The organism is Fictibacillus sp. Mic-4 (assembly GCF_049843615.1).
GTDB lineage: Bacteria > Bacillota > Bacilli > Bacillales > Fictibacillaceae > Fictibacillus_A > Fictibacillus_A gelatini.
Window position 1 is genome coordinate 1 of record NZ_JBBHZM010000044.1, and the last position, 22,499, is coordinate 22,499.

27 protein-coding genes are annotated in these 22,499 nt (G+C 38.7%); 12 read left to right on the forward strand and 15 right to left on the reverse strand.

Annotation, left to right across the window (positions count from 1 at the left end):
* From WD019_RS19065 to WD019_RS19085, 5 genes are all read left to right on the forward strand, one after another.
* On the forward strand, positions 1-331 hold a 331-nt coding region (locus tag WD019_RS19065; RefSeq protein ID WP_425712507.1), incomplete at its 5' end, for a type IV secretory system conjugative DNA transfer family protein.
* Positions 332-365: 34 nt separating this feature from the next.
* Positions 366-1,655 (forward strand): type VII secretion protein EssB/YukC, encoded by a 1,290-nt coding sequence (locus tag WD019_RS19070; RefSeq protein WP_081412692.1) that lies wholly within the window; start codon positions 366-368, stop codon positions 1,653-1,655.
* Positions 1,656-1,663: 8 nt separating this feature from the next.
* Complete coding sequence (locus tag WD019_RS19075; protein WP_026678548.1) at positions 1,664-1,936, forward strand: hypothetical protein; 273 nt, start codon at positions 1,664-1,666, stop codon at positions 1,934-1,936.
* Between the two features lie 108 nt (positions 1,937-2,044).
* On the forward strand, positions 2,045-2,269 hold the full coding sequence (locus WD019_RS19080; RefSeq protein ID WP_035351232.1) for a hypothetical protein: 225 nt from the start codon (positions 2,045-2,047) through the stop codon (positions 2,267-2,269).
* Between the two features lie 405 nt (positions 2,270-2,674).
* Positions 2,675-3,424, forward strand: a complete 750-nt coding sequence (locus WD019_RS19085; protein ID WP_026678549.1) for a hypothetical protein — start codon at positions 2,675-2,677, stop codon at positions 3,422-3,424.
* A 289-nt stretch (positions 3,425-3,713) separates the two neighbouring features.
* On the opposite strand, the gene WD019_RS19090 is transcribed toward WD019_RS19085, so the two are convergent.
* The 3 genes from WD019_RS19090 to WD019_RS19100 form a co-directional block, all read right to left on the reverse strand.
* On the reverse strand, positions 3,714-4,304 hold the full coding sequence (locus tag WD019_RS19090) for an NYN domain-containing protein (RefSeq protein WP_026678550.1): 591 nt from the start codon (positions 4,302-4,304) through the stop codon (positions 3,714-3,716).
* Between the two features lie 403 nt (positions 4,305-4,707).
* Positions 4,708-4,791 carry a putative holin-like toxin gene (locus tag WD019_RS19095; protein WP_281172198.1) on the reverse strand — a complete coding sequence of 28 codons (84 nt, stop codon included), beginning with the start codon at positions 4,789-4,791 and terminating at the stop codon, positions 4,708-4,710.
* 359 nt (positions 4,792-5,150) lie between these two features.
* Positions 5,151-5,819, reverse strand: a complete 669-nt coding sequence (locus tag WD019_RS19100; protein ID WP_051291525.1) for a hypothetical protein — start codon at positions 5,817-5,819, stop codon at positions 5,151-5,153.
* Positions 5,820-6,314: 495 nt separating this feature from the next.
* Here WD019_RS19100 and WD019_RS19105 point away from each other — a divergent pair, with 495 nt between their 5' ends.
* Complete coding sequence (locus WD019_RS19105; RefSeq protein WP_051291527.1) at positions 6,315-6,929, forward strand: hypothetical protein; 615 nt, start codon at positions 6,315-6,317, stop codon at positions 6,927-6,929.
* A gap of 153 nt (positions 6,930-7,082) precedes the next feature.
* Here WD019_RS19105 and WD019_RS19110 read toward each other — a convergent pair whose 3' ends face one another.
* From WD019_RS19110 to WD019_RS19155, 10 genes are all read right to left on the reverse strand, one after another.
* Positions 7,083-7,484, reverse strand: coding sequence for a hypothetical protein (locus WD019_RS19110; protein ID WP_026678552.1), 402 nt, complete (start codon positions 7,482-7,484; stop codon positions 7,083-7,085).
* 1 nt (position 7,485) lies between these two features.
* Positions 7,486-8,115 (reverse strand): hypothetical protein, encoded by a 630-nt coding sequence (locus WD019_RS19115; RefSeq protein WP_026678553.1) that lies wholly within the window; start codon positions 8,113-8,115, stop codon positions 7,486-7,488.
* A gap of 3 nt (positions 8,116-8,118) precedes the next feature.
* Positions 8,119-8,970 (reverse strand): conjugal transfer protein TrbL family protein, encoded by an 852-nt coding sequence (locus WD019_RS19120; protein ID WP_051291528.1) that lies wholly within the window; start codon positions 8,968-8,970, stop codon positions 8,119-8,121.
* Between the two features lie 13 nt (positions 8,971-8,983).
* Entirely contained in the window at positions 8,984-9,532 is a 549-nt protein-coding gene (locus WD019_RS19125; protein WP_026678757.1) for a hypothetical protein, read from the reverse strand.
* Positions 9,533-9,536: 4 nt separating this feature from the next.
* Positions 9,537-10,556 (reverse strand): lysozyme family protein, encoded by a 1,020-nt coding sequence (locus tag WD019_RS19130; RefSeq protein ID WP_051291549.1) that lies wholly within the window; start codon positions 10,554-10,556, stop codon positions 9,537-9,539.
* Positions 10,549-12,453, reverse strand: a complete 1,905-nt coding sequence (locus tag WD019_RS19135; RefSeq protein ID WP_035351460.1) for a VirB4 family type IV secretion system protein — start codon at positions 12,451-12,453, stop codon at positions 10,549-10,551. The genes WD019_RS19130 and WD019_RS19135 overlap by 8 nt, the downstream gene beginning before the upstream one ends.
* Positions 12,422-13,423: a hypothetical protein gene (locus WD019_RS19140; RefSeq protein ID WP_026678755.1), complete on the reverse strand. Its 1,002-nt coding sequence runs from the start codon at positions 13,421-13,423 to the stop codon at positions 12,422-12,424. Before WD019_RS19140 ends, WD019_RS19135 begins: the two co-directional genes overlap by 32 nt.
* Before the next feature lie 5 nt (positions 13,424-13,428).
* Positions 13,429-13,767 carry a hypothetical protein gene (locus WD019_RS19145; protein WP_026678754.1) on the reverse strand — a complete coding sequence of 113 codons (339 nt, stop codon included), beginning with the start codon at positions 13,765-13,767 and terminating at the stop codon, positions 13,429-13,431.
* Between the two features lie 91 nt (positions 13,768-13,858).
* Positions 13,859-14,827, reverse strand: coding sequence for a helix-turn-helix domain-containing protein (locus WD019_RS19150; RefSeq protein ID WP_425712508.1), 969 nt, complete (start codon positions 14,825-14,827; stop codon positions 13,859-13,861).
* Positions 14,828-14,881: 54 nt separating this feature from the next.
* Positions 14,882-15,064 (reverse strand): helix-turn-helix domain-containing protein, encoded by a 183-nt coding sequence (locus WD019_RS19155; RefSeq protein WP_026678538.1) that lies wholly within the window; start codon positions 15,062-15,064, stop codon positions 14,882-14,884.
* A 668-nt stretch (positions 15,065-15,732) separates the two neighbouring features.
* On the opposite strand from WD019_RS19155, the gene WD019_RS19160 reads away from it, so the two are divergent.
* Entirely contained in the window at positions 15,733-16,560 is an 828-nt protein-coding gene (locus WD019_RS19160; protein WP_211235573.1) for a MerR family transcriptional regulator, read from the forward strand.
* A 33-nt stretch (positions 16,561-16,593) separates the two neighbouring features.
* Here WD019_RS19160 and WD019_RS19165 read toward each other — a convergent pair whose 3' ends face one another.
* Both WD019_RS19165 and WD019_RS19170 read right to left on the reverse strand, forming a co-directional pair.
* Positions 16,594-17,334: a hypothetical protein gene (locus tag WD019_RS19165; protein WP_026678540.1), complete on the reverse strand. Its 741-nt coding sequence runs from the start codon at positions 17,332-17,334 to the stop codon at positions 16,594-16,596.
* 44 nt (positions 17,335-17,378) lie between these two features.
* Complete coding sequence (locus WD019_RS19170; RefSeq protein WP_026678541.1) at positions 17,379-18,053, reverse strand: hypothetical protein; 675 nt, start codon at positions 18,051-18,053, stop codon at positions 17,379-17,381.
* 165 nt (positions 18,054-18,218) lie between these two features.
* Between WD019_RS19170 and WD019_RS19175 the strand changes: the two genes are divergently transcribed.
* The 5 genes from WD019_RS19175 to WD019_RS19195 form a co-directional block, all read left to right on the forward strand.
* Positions 18,219-18,623 carry a hypothetical protein gene (locus WD019_RS19175; protein ID WP_425712509.1) on the forward strand — a complete coding sequence of 135 codons (405 nt, stop codon included), beginning with the start codon at positions 18,219-18,221 and terminating at the stop codon, positions 18,621-18,623.
* 64 nt (positions 18,624-18,687) lie between these two features.
* Positions 18,688-19,365, forward strand: coding sequence for a SprT-like domain-containing protein (locus WD019_RS19180; protein ID WP_425712510.1), 678 nt, complete (start codon positions 18,688-18,690; stop codon positions 19,363-19,365).
* A 442-nt stretch (positions 19,366-19,807) separates the two neighbouring features.
* The gene (locus WD019_RS19185; protein ID WP_026678544.1) at positions 19,808-20,293 is read left to right on the forward strand and encodes a hypothetical protein; all 486 of its coding nucleotides are present in this window, start codon (positions 19,808-19,810) and stop codon (positions 20,291-20,293) included.
* A complete protein-coding gene (locus tag WD019_RS19190) occupies positions 20,293-20,979 on the forward strand; it encodes a hypothetical protein (RefSeq protein ID WP_026678545.1) in 687 nt (228 codons plus the stop codon). Before WD019_RS19185 ends, WD019_RS19190 begins: the two co-directional genes overlap by 1 nt.
* Before the next feature lie 12 nt (positions 20,980-20,991).
* Positions 20,992-22,499, forward strand: a 1,508-nt coding sequence (locus tag WD019_RS19195; protein WP_425712511.1) for a VirD4-like conjugal transfer protein, CD1115 family, incomplete at its 3' end; no start/stop codon positions are given.

Below are 22,499 nucleotides of genomic sequence, written 5' to 3' on the forward strand. Positions count from 1 at the left end.
GTATTCGTATATTCAGCGGAACCTAGAAACGCCGGATGAATTAAACCGAAAAGCCGATGATACACTCATTGTCTTTGTTCCTGGCTCCCATCCATTAAAACTTAAAAAGGCGTACTATACCCATATCCCTGAAATTAAAGCCTTAATGGAAAGCGCGTCATTGTCTAATATTTTTGAGTTTCAACGAGAAGATGATGACTACAGCGAGTTTATCCCACAAGAGGCTTTAGCCCTTCTTGAAAAAGAGGAATCACAGCAACAGGAAGAGCCACAAGAAGAGAATAAGGAGAAAAGACAAGAAAACGAAGAAGCGCTGCCGTACTGGGATTAATTTATATAAAAAAATTCTATATAAAGGAGTGTTTATGATGAAACCTCAAATGTTCGGTGATGGCACGCTAACAGTTAACGGAAACCAAGTGATCTATGATATTCCAAGGCAAAAAGTACGGATAGAAAGCCTTGACGAATTACGGGTTTTAAGGCAGGAACATTCCATGTTTCTGCCTGTCACCGATCTCCGGCAGGACGACCATTATTTAAAGATTGTTTATGAGGTGCCGGAAGGCTACCACCCTTTTAATCTCTTAAAGAGAAAAGGGGATTTCCTGTTAAAATTAATGATTTCGGAGGATATCCTCGAAATCCGCCATTTAGAGGATGAATTGACGACCATTATTCATCCGAATAATATTTTTTATTCAGGTGTCGGTAAGGTTAAATTCATGTATAAAGCAATTAAAGACGTTATGCCGGCCAACGGCTTTAAAGCTATCCCTTTAATGTTCCAGTTGCAAGCTCTCATCCTTTCCCTCTTTACCAAAAAAGACTATAACGAAATTAAAAATCAAGGCTTTGAGCCGTTTGCATCCGTAAAAGATGAAATCGTGCAATCGATCATTAAGGCTCAATCGATAGAGGGGCTTCAGCAGGCCATCGCCCATTTTCGCGAACAGGAGCAACAACGGGTTTTAGCGAAACAAGAAAAGAAAGGGAAAGGCATTAAAATGCCGGGTGCTGCTGCTCTTTTCGCTATCATGATCGGCGCAGCTACCGGAGGAATTGGAACTCACCTTGTCGAGGTGCAGCCTATAAAGTCAGGGCTCCAAGCCGATCTAAAAGAAAGTAAAAAGAAACAGCAGCAGCAAGAAATGTTACTCGAGGGTTATCGGTTGGCCGCTGCTCATAAGCCGCAAGAGGCCATTAAAAAATTCGAATCCGTTCATGGTTTAACTAAGGATGATAAGGAAATCCTTTCCCATCAGTATTTTTTGTTAGACAATCCGGAGGCCTGGGAGACGGCCGCTAAACTCAATCCGGCATTAAAAGATGATGTCGCTAAAAAACAGCTTGAAAAGAAAATCTCCGATATCGAGCAAGCCTTTAAGCAAAAGGATTATAATAAGGCTATAGATTTGGCCAAAGGAGTAAACGATCAAAGAGCGAAAAAATTAGTAGGGGAAAGCTACTTAGAAAAAGGAGACATCGAAACTGCATGGAAAGTCGCTACGGATATTAAAGATGTTCCTCTCCAAATTAAAGTTCAGGAAGCCTATTTGAAAAAAGTGGATTCAGACAAGAAATTATCTAAGGATAAGAAGAAAAAGAAAATGGATGCTATCAAGAAACGAATAAAGAATTTGAAAAAGAGGTGAGAGGACATATGAAAGTTTCTTTTAAAGATAATGTCCAACGTGATTTTCCATATAAAAAAGGTGATTATGTTACGGTTGTTGTCCGATGGTTATATGAAAATGAAAAAGGGGCAGACCTTTATTATCATGGTACAATAACTGATATTGATAATAATGGATTTTGGTGCGTGCTTGACGATAACAAAACGCAAGAAGAGTATTTTAGCTTTAGTGAGATTGAAAACGTGATTGACGGTGATCGTATTCCTGGTTCAAGTAAAAGGCGAGATATTGACAATTAATTCGAAATCAAATACCATAAAAGGGAACACTTGTTCTAGAAATTGATCCCCTTTTTGTATGCCACCTTTCCCCTTTTAGGTGGCTCTTTTTTAATGGAGGTGATGACCATGATTTTTGAAAGCGATCCACTTCCCGATATTGAACGCAAAATTCAGCGAATCCTAGTCAATTGTTCCTTTTATCAAAAAACCCCTTCTATTGCGGAGCTATGCCTATGGACTGGCCGTGAACCTGGGGGGATTTTTGAAGTTCTTAAATCATTGGCTAACAAAGAATACATCAAATGGTCACCCGAAAAGCCGGAGGAAATCACCCTTATTGTTCAGTTTTAAGTCTTAATCCACTAATAAAGGTATTTAATTCTTTTTGGAGAAATATAAATAAACTTCTAGTTCTTGGGGCTTTCAAAACTGAAATACGGGGGAAAAAAATTATGAAAAATGACAAACATGACAATCAAGATCAACAGGATACTTTTGATCGAGCATTTTTAGGGAAACCAGGATTTATGTTATTAATATTAGTTCTTATCGTAGTCGGTTCTCTATTATACAATTATTTCAAATAGTATCAGAAAGCAAAGAAGAGGCCTTTTTTGGCCTCCTTTTTTTTGATAGATTAGTTCCATTATAATTTCCATGTCGAAAAGTTTTGGAAAAATATTGTTGAAATTTCAAAAAATTTGTTCTAATCTTAAGTTGTAACAAAAATCCAAATGAAGGAAAAGAGGGGTTTTTATGAAAAAAGCATTGACATCTTTGACTTCACTTTCATTATTTTGTTTATTGGCCGCTGCTCCCGCGAATGCAGCCTCGAATGACCATGAAATTAAAAGTAACAAAGAAACTCCAAGAGTAATTTATCAGGCAAAAGAGGAAAAGGACATAAACAAGCTATACAAAAAAGCAGTTAATGGTGTTTCCGATATTTCCGTTTTAGATCCGTTACATAATAGGGCTAAATGGAAACTTACTCCTGAGAATAAATCTGCAAAAGCAAAAAATACTGATATAGATCAATACGAAACGGCTCAAATTTTAAAAGTAGAAAAGGTAGGAGACACAGAAGTCCGAAATATTGCAGTTACAAGCTTTGCTGATGTTGGAATAGAATCTATTTCTGGTAGCCAAAATGGATCAAAATGGGATCCATCTTATAGTGTTAAAGCTTATAGTACGATGTATTATACGCAAACGGTAAAGAGTGATGGGCTTACTTACGCTAAAGTAACTAGAGGAAAAGGTGGATGGACGAATTCCGATCCCCAAGTTTATATTTCCAGCAAAAAGGTTATTTTAGGAACCACTGGCTGGCCAGCAGGAACCCAAACGTCAACACACTATCCTAGTGGCTCAACCTTTGATTATTCAGTATCTTTTGATTATGTAGCTTTATCTGCTGGACATGCTATTGGTGTAACCTCAAGCTGTACTTTAAAGGATACAAGTGATACTTGGTCTTTGAAACTCAACAATAATTTACCTTAAAATCTAGTATTTCTTCAAACACGTTTTATGCATTTTTTTATACAAAACTAAAGGGTTTGGCCATTTTTTAAAAACGGCCAAACCCTTGATTTATCAATGATGTATAGAATCTTGCATAAACGGGTAAAACAATCAATTGTTAAAACCCTTGATAGAGCTGGATTTTTAAAATTTCATTACTTCCCAAAATTAGCATTATGTCAACTGAGAATGTATATCATATACACTTTTTAGGTTTGTTACGATTCACTTTCGTTGGTGTTATTGAATATCAATTAATTCTAAATGATCAAGTGGTAGAACCAACTTGAGAAGGTGTTTTCGTTTTCTTTGATATATATTCACCACGCCAGATTTCTTCGAATGCTTTTTCATCTAACTCGAAATATTCATCAGCAACTTTTTTTAAATCTGTACTCTGACCTTTTGTTATGACTACCTCTACTATCTTGCCTATTTTTTTCACTTCTTCAATAGGAGTCATATAGTCTGTGTCTCCGCTAATAATTATGGCTGTATCGTAGCTATTCATGTAAGCGCCAATTAATAAATCTGTTGTTAAATTAACATCGGTTCCTTTTTCCGTTGCTACGTATGTTTTTGGATTGCTAGGGTCAAACACCACCTGAGGAATTTTATTTTTTAAAAGGGTTCCCATTTTTACTGTTGTCCGTGGTACAGTTTTTAGATATCCTATAATCCCATTTTGTACCGGTTCGTTTACTGTATAAAAGTATGTACGCAATAAATGGCGATTAGGACGTTTATTAACAATAAAGTTACACAACTTTTCAAAGTCATATTTTGGTGGCTGATTTAAGTAATGCTTGCAAGCGTGATAAAAATTATTAGCATCAATAAAAATCATTACTCTTTCCATATTTTTCCTCCGGTGAATATAATAAAAGGAGGTCAGGCGTACCTAACCTCCTTGGTTCACTATTGATTGGTTACAAAGCCTTAGCTAATAATAACCCTTAAATTATACTCGCAAACCCGTAGGTTATTAAGCAAAATCAGTATTGTTGTATTTATTATAAACATATTTTGTAATAGAATGCAACCTTTTCTTAAATTTTCGGAATTTTTCACCTGTATCAGAAATGGTACAAGATTTTTTGAATTTATTGTATAATGGACATAAGAATTCGGCAAAATGAATAACATGAAAATGACCGCAGGGGGGACAACCCTACGGTCATGCAATAGACGGTTTCCCTCGGTGGGAATCGGCTTGTGCTGATAGACTGCCTTAAAGAGTTTTCGTAGGTCTCAAGGGCAGTCTATTTCTTTTGGTGAAACGACAGTATAGCGACAACTAAAGTGGCAAAACTAATCATGATGGAAATTGCCTCTGCTACCGTCATAGGCTTCACCTCCTTTCGGATCAAAAAGGAGAGTGGAGCCGACCCCTGCCCTTGAGAAAAGCCGAATCTATTGCTTTTTTATTTTATCATTTTTAATGGAAAATTTATGTTGAAATTCCGCGATTCTATTAAATTTAACGTGCAGAGAAACGCTCTATTTTAAGATGAAACTCGATTGAATGGACAACCCATCATGTCATCTTAAAATACGGACGTTTAATTTTGGCCAATCTTCGGGAATAAATGAAAAAACGAATGATTATGCCAGGGAGAAATCAGTTTGTATTCTTTTTCCTAACTAAGATGCGTGCAAAAGAAAAAAGTTGCCGTGACGGCAACTTTTCTCTATCCCATAAAAGTTAACTAGTGAGACTTAATTTTGTGATTCGATAATCTTTACTACCCAAAAGTTTAACAATAATATGAGTCTTCCATTCTTTGAAATACTTTAATGCTGAAAAAGTTCCAACACTATCAACTTCCCAAACACTTGGATCCAATTGATCTATAGTTGTGATATGAGACTTATCATACATCCATCCTGTTAAATCTACATGTTTAGTGGCACCTTTTATTTTTCCACTACTTACAGTGAATGTGCCATAAAGTTTATGGGAAAAGTTAAAGCCCTTTGTATTATTAATTTCAGCTTTATATTTTATTCCGGTAGCAGCTTTAGCTTGTGATACCATTGATTTATTTTTTGACATTAATACAGGAGATTGCCCGGAGTAGCTTGAATCATTTGCATCAAAAGAAAAAGTAATAGGCTTGTCTGAAAAACTAACATCCTCGGACACTGTGAATTTTTCTTCATGATTAGCTAATTTTTCATTTGCTTCCTGTCTCAATTTTTCAAGTGCAATATTTAATTCTAAAACTTCTCCGTCAGTTAAATAATTTGTTTCTTCTGGTTGAGCAGGAGTTTCTTCAGCGAACGCTTTACTATTTCCGTTAAAAGTAAAGATGGAGACGAACGCAACCAGAGCCATACAGACTTGTGGAATATGTTTCAAAAATTTCCTCATATTAATAGACTCCTTCCTAAATATGTATTTTACACTTCATGAATATAACATATTACCAAAATCATTCCAATAGGTTTTGTGATAAAATTTAGTAAATGAGTATCATAATAGAATTTTTTTAAAAGGAGAAGGGATAATTTGAAAAGCGACTTTATCTTATCATTTGTTTTTACTCTCGTAATATTGTTCTTATTTAATTACATAGGACAAAAATTAATTTTAAAGCAAGAAAACATCAACAAGGGAAAAATGGTTATTATATTAATCATTGAAGCCTTGGTAATTTCAATATTACTAACGTGGGTTATTTAGAGTACCTCCCTGGAAAACCGCCTGTCAAAGGGCGGTTTTTCCATTACAACCTTAAAAATTTCACGTACTAATATTTTAAAAAGGATATTTTAATGCTTCATAGAAAACATTTATCGGATGATTAAAATAGCCTCTATCAAATTTTGACGGGTGTAATTGAAAATGGGAAGGAGAATATGTTTTATGAAAATCAGGGAACTTTTGGAGTTAACCCAAACTATGAAGTTGGCCGACATTGCAAAAGAACATTTAGAAATGGGAGAGAAACCCGCCAGGGAAGCACTAAAAAAAGCCGGTTGTTATTCGATTAGTGGTAAAAAAGGTTGGTTCTTTGACGGTGATGACAATGTACTAAATCAGTCAATTTATGATTTTGCACCACCTAAAAGGATTAATCGAACTAAAGCTAAGGCGAACGTTTCAACTAACCAACGAAAGAACGAAAGTTCTAAAGAACCAATGAACGAACAAACGTTAGAACCAACGTTCCAACGTTCGAACGTTGGAACGGAAGAAATAAATCAAGGCAAGGCAGAAATAGCTACAACGGCAACAAAAGAGCGAACAAACGTTGGAACGTTGGAAGGTTCGAAGGTTGGAACGAAAGAACTAAACAAGAAAAGAACTAACGAACGTTCCAACGAAAGAACGAATGTTGTTAGGAAACGTGCCTCTTTTGATATCGATGAAAAATTGCTTAAGCAGTTGAAAATTCAAGCTGCCACCCACGACAAAACCATTTATGAAATGGTGGAAACTGCGATAAAGAACTATTTAGCTGAATTAAAAAATCTATAAAATATCGATTTCCCATTTTATTTTCAGTTGGGACTATAAGGGGTAAAGGTAGCATCCATTGATTTTTCTGCCGATAAATGTACATCTCTACCCCCTATAATCGTTTCTTTAAGAAACGAAAAACGAGCCTTAAGGCTCGCCGATCAGCAACAACTAATAATCTCCCCTAAAATACATGCTTGCAAATAAGGCTAAAATAAGAACCACGCCTATATTTTCAGTAAGGAATTTTGCTACCCCTTGTACAGCCGGCGGCAATATCCATCCGGCTATCATCCAAAGCAGCCAAAGTCCTGCAATCGCTCCATAACTCCAAGAACCAATGCGGCCAATGATCCCAAGACCTACGTATCTTGATTTATAAAATAAGACGGAGAGGACGCCACAATAAACAATGGTTCCAAATTTCCACCAATTAAAATCCAAAAAGGCTGCGGTACCATTCGTGGACTTGCTCATTAATACCCGAGGAAAATACAAAAGAAAACCATAAAGCAAAATTAATCCAATAATTCCTCCGACAATGCAAAGAACAACTTTCCATACCCCCGACATATTACCCCTCCTGATTGAATTTCTTTTTTGATTTAGGAGGAACAGTCGTTTCAAAAAAATCAGTTGTATATAACTTCCATTCCCCCTTTTCTTTTATCCATTCCGTCCAATATGTCCTTTTTTCATGTGAAAAATTATCATTACTTATAGCAAATACTTTAATGGTGCCTGTTGTTTCATCGATTAAAGATTGCTTTATTTTTATATCTTTTAACCATCCTTGAGTTGGATCATTAATGTATTCACTTCCAGTTAATCCCCTTAAAGTGGTGCCCGATTCAAAATCTAATTCCAAATCAGACTTTAGTTTTTTATAAGAATTTTTTAGAAAGTCATCTGTCATAAAGGCTTTCACGAATCTATCTAGTTGTTTGCTGTTGATCTCTTTTCCCTTGTTAAAAAATTTATATACTTGAAGTGCCTTTTTTTCGGCTGCTTTCACATCATTTTCACTAATTTTTTCTTGAGGTGTTTCTTGTTTCTTCTCTCCTTCTGCAATTACTTCTTTAGTAGGAGTTTCTTTTTGAGCAGAACGTTCACCAACAACGAAGGCAACCGCCCCAACAAGAGCGATCGCTAAAACACCGATAATAAAATAAAGTCGTTTTATTTTTTTCTTTTCATCACTCATCTTTTAACCTCCAAGGGCTTTTTTGGTCATCATCTTGTACATTGCGAATTTCCCAACACCGCCAGCCGCATTGACCATCCCCCGTCCGGCTCCCGTAGAATAAATAAATTGGCGAAGCCAACCGGGGCCTTTTAACAAGACAAATATTAGACCACAAGCTTTGATATAATCAGCTAGTCCACTACCACCCGCAATCATGTTATAGATAAGCCACAGCCCTGTGACTTGAAAAGCTTGCATAAACACTACTGCACATGCTTCTCGCCACCATGCCGGAAAGATGTTCATTTCGCCATTGACCATTGTAATCGACGCCGCCGGAGATAAAACAAGCAAGTACATCAACTCACCCTGTCGGATGATATATTGAATACAGAGAACTAAAAAAAGAACAACGGTTATTAAAACCATTAACGTAAGGCTTAGGTTCCCTCCAGGGGTTGGATTCAATAATTTCATAAATTGACTGCCATTCAGCTTTAATCCTTGATCGATGATGAAATTTACCCATAGATTATTTATTTTTAATAGGACATCCGTTAGTATCCAGGGGGTTGAACAAGCAAAAACCACCCCTAAAATTGATCGCCAGATAACCTCCGATGAACCCCGGCTTGCCCCGCCTTGCATCTCCTCAAAATAAATTTTTAAAAGATTAAAAGCTAGGAGAGTACCTGCGATTGTTGTAGCGAAGATGAACACCCAATCATACATTTGATTTAAATACTTATGTTGGGAAAAATCTGTTGGATTCACAACATATAACTTAAGCCATTTCATTGCTACCCTTCCGAATTCCTTGGCTAATTCGTTCAACATGTCTTTAAAGCTGTCAACCGGATTAAAAATGCTCATTTCTTCACCCTCCTTAAATTAGTTCATTAAGTTTCAGGCTTTCCACAAGCCATTTCCCGTTTTGATACTTCATGGCTAATGTGGCTTGGTACACCTGCTTTTCCATGTTCCCATTACTTCCTAGTGATCGTTCAAATGTGATATTCACCCTTGCGGTATCGGCTGTTAATTTGTTATATTGCGAGTCTTTTATCTTCACATCCGAAATTACGCCCTTTTCTGACAGCGTAGAACGCTCCATTTCGACGTTTTCGTTATTCCTGAATAGTTTCGCATACCCTTCTTTCGTCATGAGCTTAGAAAGGCGTTTATGGGCGTCTGACGGCTTTTTGGAATTAAAGGTGAACATTTCCTTGATGAAAGTTTCGCCATCTTTTAAGACAAAATTCTCTTTATTTTGCTTTACCGCCTCAAGTGTCGCTTCCGTTTCTGTTAAATCCTTTTTGTATCCGGCGGCTTTTTCCTTCTCTTGCTGCCAAAAATCATAGAAAACAAGATTCATAATGATCGAGGCTACAAGAGCGATTCCTGCAGCCACCGCTATCCATCCCCATTTTTTCATTCGATCACCTCAAAACGTATTGTGCCGGGTTTTCTTTTTGACCATTCACATGAATTTCTAAATGCAAGTGCATTCCCGTACTGCTTCCTGTAGTGCCGCATTTGCCGATCACTTGTCCTTGTTTGATTTTTTGACCATTCTTCACAAGAATTTTTGATAAATGGCCATATACACTTTCGATGGAACCACCATGGGAAATATAGATGCGCTGACCAAATCCAACTTTCGGATTACCGGGGTCTTGCCATCCTTCCCTTGTCACCACACCATCTTTTATTGCCCTTATTTCCAGTGGCTGACGGTTGCACGAAAAGTCAATTCCTCCGTGAAATTCCCCTGGGAGCCCGGTAATCGGGTCTATCCTTACGCCAAATCCCGAGGTCACTTGTGTATTGAGTGGTTTAATAAAGCCGTACTTATTCGGCTTTACATCTGCTGCGGCAACGGTGTCCGCTTTAAAGTAGCGCAAAACGTGATCGACATAATTAGGGTCTCCGTAGCTGCCCCACCCCATTTTTGTGGCCATCATATTTGAAAAGGCCATCGCAGCCGTCCGTGAATGCCCACCGTGTTTTTTGGCATAGTCAATATATCCGCCCCCAAAATTGTAGGCTTGTAAGGCGAGTTTATAGTCACCGCCCGCGCTCTTAAGCATTTTGGAAAAGTATTTTACACCTTGCTCGATGGACTTTTCAGGGTCGGTAATGCAGCCGATACGGCCGCAAAGGCTTTCGGAGGCTTGGAACGGATCCCCGTTCCCCCTGCCCCCGGATTCCTGCTGCATTTGCGCAAGCAGCAGTGGTACATGCTTTTCTACCCCATATTTTTTGGCGTATTTCCTTACGATGGGCTCATACCGTAAGACAAGGGGGCTTACATCGGCCGTGCCGCCCCCTCCTTCGTCATCGGGCAAGTCTTCCGGGCTAACTGCAAAAAAGAAAAAGAAAATAATGGTGACGACAGCAAGAAGCGAATAGACAATTAGTCTCCAACTTTTAATCGCGATAAATCCGACTTTAATCATCGCTCATGCTCTCCTCCGTCGCATAAGGAGAAATACGCGGGTCTTCTCTGTACGTTTTCTTGTATTTTTCAGGGTCAATTAAACGCATTTCCTCTTTGGTACTGGTGATTTTGATATGAACGCGCTTTTTGCCAACCACATAAATGCCTTCCCCTTGATTTTCCTTTCGCAAAATCGTCTTTTCTTTGTCCGAAAGGCTAAGAATGTGGTATTTATCCAGATCGGCAAGGTCAAAATCTTTAAGTGGTAAAATCAATAGAGAATTGGCTTGCCCAATCATCGCACCACCATAATTTCGTTTTCCATCCGTTGCCGAGAGGAAATCCGCAGGGGACTGCGTGGCCACTGTAGCACCCCCTTTGTATTTCCGAATCCGTTTATAGACGTTGAATAAGAATTTCATCGCTTTCGGGTTATCCGGGTCAGCTAAAACGTGCGCTTCGTCTACATATAGACGCTTGTAAGGCAGCGACTTTGTTTTGGTTATATCATCCCAGAGGAAACTTAAGACGTTATACATGGCCGCAGGCTGCACCTCGGAATCGTCTTCTAATTCCTTTAAGTCAAAGCAGATCATGTCGTTATTGAGATTTACATTGGTATGGCCGTTAAACATTTTGGAAGTGGAGCCATAGACATACACATGCAGAATCGCTTTGAAATCTTCTAATCTATCATCTTCCATTTCCTCAATCATTTGATACAAGTTTTCCAATGTCGGGAATCGATCAGACGGCCGTGATTCAAACGTAGAATCCCATGTGATGCCAAATTCGTCATAAACCTTGATTAACGCTTGTTCTACAAGAGCAGCTTCTAAATTCGTCATATCCGGTTTGATTAGTCGGAAAAACGTTTTTAGCCGTTGTAATTTTTTGTACAAAAAGCTTTGATTCTCCTTATCTTCTTCCTCATCTGCGTTATTGATTTCTGTGTGCATGATTTCCAAAGGGTTAATAATGGTATTGGTTGTTGGCGAGAGGGTGATATATTGCCCTCCGACACTTTCCACCAATCGTTTAAACTCACGTTCAGGGTCAATAATATAAATCCTACAGCCGTGCATGTAATAGCGCAGCATGTCACAACTCATCGAAAACGTCTTCCCGGTTCCTGTAAACCCAATAATCACCTCATTATGGGATTTTTTACTCCACAGATCACAGAGAACAACGGCGCCGGTATCTTCGTTAATTCCTTTGACAATGCCTGTTTGTTCAAAAATTTCCGCCTCATCAAAAGGGAAATAGCTTGATAAAGCGTGACTATCAATATTCCGCCAGGTAAACTCCGGAAGATCGTTTTGCAATAATGGCAAGCCTGATTGGAAAGCACAAATCATGTTTTGTTCAGGGATTTTAGCAGTAAGCCGAACGGAATATAAGTGTTTCTCGATTTCTTTCGTCAAGTCCTCCAGTTCCTCTAAGCTTTTTGCTTGGAATAAGACGTATAGATGAACATGAAACATGGTGTTCCCATTTCCCATGATTAAGTGGTCTAACAGGCGATTGGCACTTTCATATTCCTCTTTGGTTTTACGAAAACGAATAGGCGAGATTTTTTTATCTTCAAGCCGAACCTCCAATTCCTCAACGGATTTACTGAATTTCTGTTCAACGGCTTGACTGCTGATCGGCTTAATGTGATAAGAAAGCGTCACATTGCCTTTGAAGCGATACAATTCACTAAGCCAATTCCCTTCGACATTGGTAGGGTAATCCGTTACGGCAAAGCACCTTACATAGTTTTGGCCAAGTTTAATATAGTTTTCTTTTTCATCTAAGATCGCAGGGGCGATTTTGTCTAAAATGTTCATCGTTTCAAAATCGTTGGTTAGAAAACTTTCAATTTCCGGGGCTTTCTTTTTATTTTTCACGCGCTGAAGCAACTTCATCATAGGAAACAGCCTCCTTTGAATACGAGATTATAGGCGGAACATCCTCACTCTCAATGGGCTGATGTTGTGAGGCATCAAAGTCGTACATCGTGTGCAAATAATGGATTAATTCAAGGTTTGAAACACGAGTTGACGGCAATTTCATGAGCGATAACGCTTTTTCAATCGCTTCAAGCTTGCTTTCTAAATGCTTTTTGGCACGCTCAACATTGTCATTTTTTATTTTTTCGTCAACAATTAAGTACCGTTTTCGCTGTACGACGGAATCCGATAATTCAAGGTCTCGGTTATATTCGATGTAGGCGCGCAGCAGACGTTTTTTAGGCTCATCCGTTGTTTGGTGCAACATGCGTTCTTGCTGCTTGATATAATCCGAAAGATCGACTGGCTGCGAGACTACGGTAATTTGAATGTTTTCATTGATGGCCGAACGGAGGAAGTTTTCATACCGTTCAAATAAATCTTTAATCTCTCGATCGCTCATTAATTGCGTATTGACGGTATTGACTTGGAGCATTTTGATTAGGCGATTATCGCGGGTAACGATCATATCCGAGTGAATATCTTTGACATTAATCCACTCTTGAAGGCTCTTTTGCCGCTGTTTCTGTTCTTTTTTCGCTTGCCGATCCTCTTTGCTTAAAAACATATCATAGCCCCTCTTTCTGTAAAAAAACGTTTTTTGTCTTGTAAGATAGCGAAACATATAAATCGGCTTCATTTTGAGTTGAATGTTATTCCTGCCCCACCGTTTATATGGTCGGATGTAGATTAACGCTGCGGGAATGACAAGTAAAAAAGCCGAGATAACAAACTTAGTAAGTGCAGTTATTGGGATGAAAAAAACTAAAATCGCTATGATCGACAAAGAAGGGATAAAGTATTTTAAATCAACGAGTGGAATGTTTTGGACGACCTCGAAACGCGCTTCTACGTTTCGAGGAATGAAATATTTTCCTTTTTCATCCATCCTGCTCACGCTCCTGTAGCAAGAGAAACAACCCAATTGATAATGCGTGGAGCAGTTAAGGCGATAGCAACAATAAACAGGTAAACAAGCATGGTCTTTTTAATATCAGCTTTTTCGGCAGCATTTCCGGCTCCGTAGTATTCAAGGGCTTTCCACGCTAAAGCGAGGCCTCCAATGATCGGCGCGAGCACATCTAAAACACTCTGTATTCCACCTAAAACCCGTTTGAACATACCCGCAGGTGAATCAGCACTTGCTGCAAAAGCAACAGCCGGAACAAGCCAAAAGGCAACCGTCATCATCATGATTTGAAGGCGTTGAAATGCTTTTTTGAATTTTTGCATGGGTAATAACCTCCTGTTTTTATATAAATTTATTTTATATACAACATGAATCCCATCTCCTCCCCCAATGGATGGGGAGAATGGGGCGGCTTTAGAAATTTTGTAATAAATTCTCTAGCCACTTTTGATTTTCTTCTTCTTCTCTAAGTTGTTCTGCCGATAATTCCGGCGTTTCTTCATCATGGAGCCAGTCTGGGAGCTTGCTAGATTTAGGTTGCATCGGTTGTGGCTGTACCGCTTGTTTTTGCACCCGGTTTTCTAAGTATCGTTGAATGGCGGTCTGCATCAGGTTATTAAAGTTAGACTTCACACCAACGGTTAGAACTGTATCTAAAACTTGAGCGAATTCTCCATCGCATATTCTGCTGTTAACTGCTTCATAATTCAGATAAACAACATCCAAATCAATTTTAAAGAGAATCAATCTATCAATCTTTTTAACTAATGTTTTTTTTATGATAAAAGGCAAATCTATTTGTTTAATCTGTTCAAGATAGATAGATTCTTTATTATTTTTCTTTTTATTATTTTTATCTTTAATTATTTTTCTTTCGGCTTCACGTGGTGAAGTACCCCCCTTCACGTGGTGAAGTACCCCCCCTTCACGTGGTGAAGTACCCCCCTTCACGTGGTGAAGTACCCCTTTTTCCTCTTTATCCTCAAGGTTTTTATAATTCATTGCCTTTAATTCTTCAGTAATTTTTAAGATCGTGTATTTGTTGGAAAGATTTTGGTCACCAGTTTTTCTTATGGTTACCTTAATTAGTGCTTTCTCTTCAAGTTTCTTTAATGATGATCTCACTTTGTTTTCGCTACATACGGCGAGTTGCGCTAATCTTTTTATACTTGGCCACCCTTCTTTAGAGTTAAAATTAGCAAATCTCTTCAGAACGATATAAACCATTTTTTCATAAATATCACTAAAAATAAGTGAGTCAATAACAGCGTGTTCCAGAAATACAAAATTAACCTCGTTTTGATCTTCAACTTCTATGTGATCGGGTTGATCTACAAATTCTATATTTCTTTTGGAACTTGTGATATAATTTTCTTCAGACATTAAATTAGCCGTCCTTTCTTTTAGATTTCGTCGTCTAAAGGGAGGGCTTTTTTTTTACTTTTTTCCTCTCTCTTCAAGCCACTTAATAACTTCGCTTTTTTGATATCGGAGTGCTTTTCCACTTCCGATATGAGGCATTCCTTCCTGACGCCAACGATAAGCTGTTGCTTTTCCAATTTTTAACCATTCACATAATTCGGATTGTGTTAATAGTTCTTCATCAAATTTTTCAACCATTAATGCACCTCCCTTTTGATCTCTATTGATAACTAATGAACCCCACTGATTACATTTTAGCTTCAATGGAAACAATTATCAAGGTTATTTGTGGAAAATAAGAGGAAAGACCTACCACCTTTTTTTGAACATGACTAAATTCCTAAATTTCAGACACAGGAACATACGTTTCTATTATAACACTTTGGTTTAAATTTTAAAGGACAATGGCGCTCGGGAAAAGTACTATAATTTTCTAGTACCGAACTAGTGCTCGTCCAATCAAACTCCCCACCCCCTCAACCTTTGAGGGGCACACTCGCCGTTTGGCGTTAAGGCGTGTCGGGAAAAAACGCCCTCCATCGCCTTTGGCTCTCCAGTGTTGGTGCAGTACCCACGCCGGGCGTCAACCCTAAAGGGTTCTCCACTGCGTTCCGACCTGCTGTCGCAGGTGACTGGCTGATTAGCGTTCTTTCTTAAATAGGTTTTTGGCCGGATTTTAAAATAGGACAATTTAGCACATACCATAATTTAACTGCTGAAAAATCAAAACTCATTTATCTTTAACTAAGCCTAAAATCTATTTAAAATAAGTTAAGACAAGCTATAATTAAATTGATTCTATTTTCAATTCAGATCGTATGTGATTGAGTAAGAGTAAAAAACGATTGAGGGAAGATGGTGAAAAAATGGACAATGGAAAATGGCGCCCTATTGGAGAAGTCGCAAAGCTTCATGACATTACCGTCCCCCGGCTTCGATTATGGTGTGATAAAGGTCTTGTTGAATATGATAAACGTTCCAACTCGCGCTATATTCCAGACTACGAATGGAAAAAAATAGAGAAAATCAAAAAAATGTTTGACCAAGGTGAAAAAAATGGAACAAAAGTAACCTTTGATGATGTAAGAACGGAACTGGTGAAAGACCAATTGTTGGAACAAAAAGAGGAAGATCAGGAGCAAAAGAAAGCTGATCGGATGATGAAAATTGCTTTAGAGCGTATGTTAAACGACAGCATTAAGGCTTCCTTTGAAGAAATCGCCGCCGGGTTCATACAAATAAAAGAAAACATGTCGGAGATCCAAGAGCAGCTTAAAAATCCTCTTCATGTAGAAGATAAACAGGCTCAAGCCCGATTCGATCAAGTGGATATGCAGCTAAAAGCGATGGCGAGCATGATTGAACGGTTAGAGAGGGAAAAAGAAGAGGAAGCGCGCCGCCGCAAAGCTGCAGAGGAGCGAATCCAAGAGTTAACCGATCTCTTTCGCACTTACGTTGAATCCAACTCCGCCCTGGGCAAGAAAAAAACATCCTCGGAAGAGGATGAAATGAAAGTTCAAGTGACCAAGATCATGCTACGGGATGAAGCCGAAAACCTTTGGCGGCAAAAGCCGGCCACCGAACGGCAGAAAAAATCCGGATGGTTCGGAAAGGAAGAAGACCTAGAAAAGAAAGATCGGTTTATTGCCGATTACATTGAGGCGCATCTAAACAAACGTTTAAGAAACGAGTAACTAGCACTCTTAAGGGGGCCAGCAAAACGAGGATTAGAATTTCCTTAATGTCTGGCGTTCCCCTTTTATGAATTCGATTAATCTTTCGTCCAGTTTCTCTAAATCGAAATACCGCTGAAATGAACTGGAGTAAATCCAATCAATTATCCGTTCTTTTGCAATGACTTTAATACATCCTTCAGAACAAGCTCTTTCCGTTTTCCCAGTAAATGGCCAATTGGGGCTGATTGTAAAATAATCGCCTCCGTCTTTGCTAGACATTTTCTTGGAACAGTTTCCGCAAGTAAATCCCCAGACTTTATTTATATTGAACCTTTTTCTTTTGATATTCAAACCCTCAAAAGGAACTAGATACTTATCTTTGTTCTCAGGATCACTTAAAAAACGCCTACTCATATAATTGTCTTGATTCTCTTCCTCTATAAATTCATCCAAACCATTTAGTTTGATTGTTTTTAATAATTCATTTGCAATAAATTCCATTTGTTTTGTGCTTAGTAATGTTCCTTGTCCATTGTGAAAGGTTAAATATTCCTCGCCATTTTCACTCATCAAAATTGTCGGAACAATAGCGTTCATTCTCATGCCATCTACAAATTTTTGTAATTCTGAAGGGGTGTATTCTGGTAAATGCTCCAATCTATGTTTTTTAATACAAGAAAGGCATACATGTATATATTTACCGAAGCTTTTTATATAAGAATTTGGACGTTCAATTGTTTTAGTTAAAGCATGCAAATGCCCGCAATAGGCGCACCATTTTGCTTTTTCCATAATTGTCCTCCTTATAGACTGACCAATCAAATAAAAGAGTGTCTTTAGCCTAAGCTGCTGTGATACAAAAAGGCCTCATCATGATACAGTAATTCATATAAACATAGCTCGATGTATAAGAAATCGGCGATGTTGTGCCAGTTTGCTTTCTCTTTCACATGCTGCACAATATAATGGGGCAGCGAGGTAAAGATTTTTTCCTGTTCATTCGTTTCGTATTTAGGAAAACGGTAATTCATTCCCTTTAAAACCGCGTAAGAGATTAACCCATTGGCCGTGATAAAGTGCTTCTCGCAGTAGGTGAGCAGCTTCTCGTGACAGTCACGATTCAAAAAGATCAGCGCTTTTTCGCTTTCTGTCTCCCCATGCTTTCGTAAAAGAAAATGGTCATCGGGCAGCGTTTCCAATTGATCGGAAAGGATGTAGCCTAGCATTTGATTACGGCTCATTTCGTACTGTTCCGCTAAATAAGTTAAGCGAATAATAAGGGATTCCGGCGCTTTGCACATAATCGACTTTTTTTCTAATATGTATTTGTTTTCCAAGTTAATCATATCAACAACCGTTCGCTCTGTTTTCATGCAAAAAGGCAGTAAAAACAAGATTCCGGCGGGCTTGCTCAAGTTTAAATTGAACCTCAATTGATCGAGCCTTTCGTGTGCTTTCGCTGAAAGCCTCACTTCAAGGCTCCCTGTATTTCCTCGATTAATTTTTGGCATGCTTGTTCTCCATTCTTTTTACTTTTATTTTTACAGCGAGCGAGCAAAAAAACAATGTTTAAAACCCACTTAATTTTTGAATATTAATATTCAAAAATGGTCGTAGAAATGGTATACTAATAGTAGGAAGATTCAGAGAACACAAGGGTTAAAGGAGGTTCAATTATGATCTGTTCCTATTGCCGTTCGGATAATAAAGGGAATGTGCAGTGTGATTTTTGCGGTGCGCCGTTGCGGCAGATACGGCCAAAAGTCAAAAATATGGTCACCCTTGACATGTGCGAGCTGCCGTTTGGCCAACTGATTACGTTTCACACCTATGATCTCCTTCTTTTGCTACGATTAGTCCGCCAAGAACGCACAAATGCGTATGACCTCATGAGAACGGTTCAGAAAGCCCCAGAAGACGTTTTAGTCGATAAAGATACCTTAACCTTTGCGGAGGAACAATACCGCCTGTATACCAAGCGGATGAAGGTCATTGAAGGCATTCTCATTGATCGGATGGGATACAAGCCTAAACGAGTAGATAACCAGTTATTGGCCAAACTCAAAAGCCGACTTGCTTAATGATCCGCCTTAAGGCGGGCTGACTTGCCTTTATGGCAATCATTCAATAATGGAGGAATTCACGATGTCAAACATTCAAATAGCGATTGATGAACTACATAAAGCGTTTCAAAAGTTAAATAAAGCCTTTTTCCATAATGAATTGCCGGAGCCTGCTATCACCATTCAATCGAGTGGAAAACGTAAAGCAATGGGTTGGTGTACGTCTAAAGAGGTTTGGAGCGATAAAGAGGGGAAAATCCGCAAATATGAATTGAATATCGCTGCCGAATTTCTCGATGTTGAATTCATGGAGACAATGGACACGATGCTTCATGAAATGGTTCACCTTTACAACGCCGTTAACGGAGTAAAAGATACATCTAGAGGCGGAACGTATCATAATAAGCGCTTCAAAGAAGAAGCCGAACGCCGGGGCTTTTATTTTGAACATGATAAGCCTGACGCAAAATACGGTTGGTACAATCCGAAACTAAAGGATGATACGAAAGAAAAAATCCGTAAACTAAAAATCAACGAAAGCGCCTTTTCCATCGCCCGCCGCGGTGTGATCGTCTCACCAGAGGAAGGAAAGGAAAGAGAAGAGGGAGAAAACGAAGGAGAGGAAAAAAAGCCCAAATCGTTTAAATGGGTTTGTCCCGAGTGTGGCCTAATCGTTCGATCAACGAAAGATAATATTTTTATTAAATGCGGGGAATGTGATCAAAAAATGGAAAAAGAAGAAAAAGAAATTGAAGATTAATCTTCAATTTTTCACTTGCTCAAGCAGTTGAACATTCGGTTTCAATTGCTCTTTTTTTGAATATTGATATTCAACTCTCAAGTTCATTTTGAATATTAATTCTCAAAAACTCTTTTTCTTTCTGAATATTAATCTTCAAAAAATGAAGGGAGCATTCCCACCTATTTTGCACTGCAAATGGGGGGAGAGCAAGCGCCCCCTACCCCGATCAGCGAAGCTGATTACGGGGGGCAGAGATAAAACCGTCTGGCAGACGGTGTAAAAGCCTTGCTACGCAAGGTCTGAAAAGATGGCAGATAGTTTAATAGTGTATGGCAAACTGTTTTGAATTTAGTTATATCAAGTATTTGAAGTATGGCAAAACAGGATTTAAGTCCTATTTACAGTTTATTACCAATTCCATTAAACTAGGGTCATAGACAAAGGGAAGGAGGCGGAAAATTTGGCAGTCAAAGTAAAGGACACGTTCCGAATTGATTCAAAAATTTTAAGCGAATTTAAAAAACTGTGTGATCAAAAGGAACAAAAATATTCCCATGTCGTTGAGCAGTTAATGGAAATGTACATTCAAAAAGATGGGGAAATGTTGCTCGAAGATTTATTTGCCCCTCGGCTAGAGGACATGGTGAAACGAACAATTAGAAAAGAAATTGATCGGGTCGCTGCCATGATTAATGATGTCGATGTGGATGTGAAAGCAAATCTCTATTCCATTCCGGCCATGTATGTAAAAAATACAAAAACCATAGAAAAGGTGATTACGAGCTTTTTTCAGCATCAATTAGTCCGGCAGGATGGATTTTCAACGGTAGATGGTTTCAGCCGTTCCGAAGGAGACGACATGTTGCAGCGTTTTAGACGATTAGCGCGAGAAGACATCAATCAACGGAAAAAAGAGAGAGCCAAAAAGCGAGATGATGAATTGTAATGGCTGGCTTTGTTTCGCATCGTTATCGAAAAAGTTTAGATGACAGCCGAGAACATGTGAAATATATCGCTTTTCGTTCGAGGGAATTGGCGACCGATCGAGGCGGAGCCTTTGACGCTCAAAGGGATAATGCCGATGTCAAAGCCTTTTTAGATAACTTAGACGATAAGAAAACGAGGCATTCCAGTGTCGCTGTTTCGCATTCCCTTTTGTTTTCAATGTCAGGTTGGGAGTGGGAAAAAAGCCATTTTGAGCGCGGCGACTATCAGGAAATGATTCGAAATATCATGAAAAATTATGAACTGGACACAGGAAGGAAACTAGAATGGATTGCCGCCGAGCATTGGCATGAAACCCATCCTCATGTGCATGTCGTTGTCAAAGCCGTTTATCAAGACCGGGACGGCGTACAAAAGCGCCTCAATTTTAGCGAAGAAGACCGGGCGAAATTCAAAGAGCTATTTCAAGAAGAAAAGAACCGGCTTCGAGGATTTGACCTCGATAAAGAGTTAGAGAGGGAACGAGAGGAGCGCCGTTTGGAATGGGAACGGCAACAGAAGGAAAAAACCAGAAACGACTATATCGATGTTTTGTTAAGTGAACTGAAACGGAATATGGAACAAGAACTGCAGCGAGAAGAATACAGACGGCAAATGGCCAAAAATCAGATAGACCGTTCACGATAGGAGGAGGATAACATGAAAAGGAAACCAATAATTCTCGCATTGTCCGTGGCATTATTGATGACCCTATTTCTAGATTATGTGTTTGCATTATTAGTTACTGGGGTTCCGTTGTCGCTTAAGGTTCTAAACAATCCGGCTGCAGCCAGTCGAATCAGTTTTCTTCACGATTATCTTTTAAACCCTATACGCCTCATAAGGGAAAGTTTTCAAACTCCGATCTTTGTAAAAGCACAGTTAGTGTTTTTAGCTTTATTCCTATTTTTATTTGGTAAAAAATTATGGCAAGGCCGGAAACACAAAGCCGAAGACGCTTCCGACTATGCGGCTTACGGATCGGCACGCTACGCAACAGATGAAGAAATCGAAAATCATATGGATTTCTCTATCGGATTTGAAAATGAAGGAACGATTGTCGGTTTGCATAAAGGAAAACCTGTCGTCCATCATATGAAAAGCTTTAAAAACCGAAACGTGGCTCTATTTGGGAAATCAGGGAGCCAAAAAACGAAGTCTTATATTATCCCGAACATTTTAAACACGACCAGAGATTCACTTGTCGTGACTGACCCTAAAGGGGAGTTATACCGCGATACGGCCGATATTAAACGAAAGCAAGGATATAGGGTTCTTGTATTAAATTTTAAAAATCCATATCAAGGCATGCGGATTAATCCATTAGACTATGTGAATCATGATACAGATGCTTTAAGAATCGGGCAGGCGTTATTAAATAACTCTACAGCGACGGGGGGAGAAAATAAGTTTTGGGAAATGAATGAAGCCATTTTGATCGCCTCCGTTATTCTTTATGTGAAATATTTTCTACCACCAGAACAACAAAATTTAACGAGTGTATTCAACATTTTAAATTGCACGATTGAAGAAATAGGGAAACTCTTTGAGCCGATTGACGAACGGCATATTGTCAAAAAGAAGTTCCGTCAGTTTATGAGTTTTGATGAAAAAACACGCTCTATTTTGTGGGGTTCAAGTAAATCGGCCATTGACCTATGGTCATATGAAGAAATTAGCAAACTCACTTGTACCAGTGATTTCCGCATTGAAGATATTGGAAAAGAAAAAACCATTTTATATATTTTGGTACCTTCGGCTGACCGAACTAAACGACCGTTATCTTCCACGCTCTTTTACTTGTTATTCGCGCAATTGAAGGCGGAAGCTGAAAAATTCGAAAGCATTCGTTTACCTGTTTCCGTCCGTTTTCTTATCGATGAATTTGCGAATATCGGTAGAATTTCTTCATTTGATGAAGAGCTTTCAGTTTGCCGAAGCTACGGAATATTTGTAACGATCGCGATTCAATCCTTAAGTCAATTGGAAAAAGACTGGGGTGCGAATGGCCGAAAAGAAATCATTGATAACTGCGATATTCGCCTTTTCCTTGGGTCTAACGATTACGACAGTACTAAATATTTCTCCGATCTTCTGGGAACCACAACCATGCGAATTAAAAATGAATCGGAAACGGAATCGGGTAATGGAACATCAATGGGTGAGTC

What these genes read in the sequence shown, in the direction of transcription:
- WD019_RS19070 (WP_081412692.1), top strand. Translation starts at nt 366, where the DNA reads ATGATGAAACCTCAAATGTTCGGTGATGGCACGCTAACAGTTAACGGA.
- WD019_RS19075 (WP_026678548.1), top strand. Translation starts at nt 1,664, where the DNA reads ATGAAAGTTTCTTTTAAAGATAATGTCCAACGTGATTTTCCATATAAA.
- WD019_RS19080 (WP_035351232.1), top strand. Translation starts at nt 2,045, where the DNA reads ATGATTTTTGAAAGCGATCCACTTCCCGATATTGAACGCAAAATTCAG.
- WD019_RS19085 (WP_026678549.1), top strand. Translation starts at nt 2,675, where the DNA reads ATGAAAAAAGCATTGACATCTTTGACTTCACTTTCATTATTTTGTTTA.
- WD019_RS19090 (WP_026678550.1), bottom strand. Translation starts at nt 4,304, where the DNA reads ATGGAAAGAGTAATGATTTTTATTGATGCTAATAATTTTTATCACGCT.
- WD019_RS19095 (WP_281172198.1), bottom strand. Translation starts at nt 4,791, where the DNA reads ATGACGGTAGCAGAGGCAATTTCCATCATGATTAGTTTTGCCACTTTA.
- WD019_RS19100 (WP_051291525.1), bottom strand. Translation starts at nt 5,819, where the DNA reads ATGAGGAAATTTTTGAAACATATTCCACAAGTCTGTATGGCTCTGGTT.
- WD019_RS19105 (WP_051291527.1), top strand. Translation starts at nt 6,315, where the DNA reads ATGAAAATCAGGGAACTTTTGGAGTTAACCCAAACTATGAAGTTGGCC.
- WD019_RS19110 (WP_026678552.1), bottom strand. Translation starts at nt 7,484, where the DNA reads ATGTCGGGGGTATGGAAAGTTGTTCTTTGCATTGTCGGAGGAATTATT.
- WD019_RS19115 (WP_026678553.1), bottom strand. Translation starts at nt 8,115, where the DNA reads ATGAGTGATGAAAAGAAAAAAATAAAACGACTTTATTTTATTATCGGT.
- WD019_RS19120 (WP_051291528.1), bottom strand. Translation starts at nt 8,970, where the DNA reads ATGAGCATTTTTAATCCGGTTGACAGCTTTAAAGACATGTTGAACGAA.
- WD019_RS19125 (WP_026678757.1), bottom strand. Translation starts at nt 9,532, where the DNA reads ATGAAAAAATGGGGATGGATAGCGGTGGCTGCAGGAATCGCTCTTGTA.
- WD019_RS19130 (WP_051291549.1), bottom strand. Translation starts at nt 10,556, where the DNA reads ATGATTAAAGTCGGATTTATCGCGATTAAAAGTTGGAGACTAATTGTC.
- WD019_RS19135 (WP_035351460.1), bottom strand. Translation starts at nt 12,453, where the DNA reads ATGATGAAGTTGCTTCAGCGCGTGAAAAATAAAAAGAAAGCCCCGGAA.
- WD019_RS19140 (WP_026678755.1), bottom strand. Translation starts at nt 13,423, where the DNA reads ATGGATGAAAAAGGAAAATATTTCATTCCTCGAAACGTAGAAGCGCGT.
- WD019_RS19145 (WP_026678754.1), bottom strand. Translation starts at nt 13,767, where the DNA reads ATGCAAAAATTCAAAAAAGCATTTCAACGCCTTCAAATCATGATGATG.
- WD019_RS19150 (WP_425712508.1), bottom strand. Translation starts at nt 14,827, where the DNA reads ATGTCTGAAGAAAATTATATCACAAGTTCCAAAAGAAATATAGAATTT.
- WD019_RS19155 (WP_026678538.1), bottom strand. Translation starts at nt 15,064, where the DNA reads ATGGTTGAAAAATTTGATGAAGAACTATTAACACAATCCGAATTATGT.
- WD019_RS19160 (WP_211235573.1), top strand. Translation starts at nt 15,733, where the DNA reads ATGGACAATGGAAAATGGCGCCCTATTGGAGAAGTCGCAAAGCTTCAT.
- WD019_RS19165 (WP_026678540.1), bottom strand. Translation starts at nt 17,334, where the DNA reads ATGGAAAAAGCAAAATGGTGCGCCTATTGCGGGCATTTGCATGCTTTA.
- WD019_RS19170 (WP_026678541.1), bottom strand. Translation starts at nt 18,053, where the DNA reads ATGCCAAAAATTAATCGAGGAAATACAGGGAGCCTTGAAGTGAGGCTT.
- WD019_RS19175 (WP_425712509.1), top strand. Translation starts at nt 18,219, where the DNA reads ATGATCTGTTCCTATTGCCGTTCGGATAATAAAGGGAATGTGCAGTGT.
- WD019_RS19180 (WP_425712510.1), top strand. Translation starts at nt 18,688, where the DNA reads ATGTCAAACATTCAAATAGCGATTGATGAACTACATAAAGCGTTTCAA.
- WD019_RS19190 (WP_026678545.1), top strand. Translation starts at nt 20,293, where the DNA reads ATGGCTGGCTTTGTTTCGCATCGTTATCGAAAAAGTTTAGATGACAGC.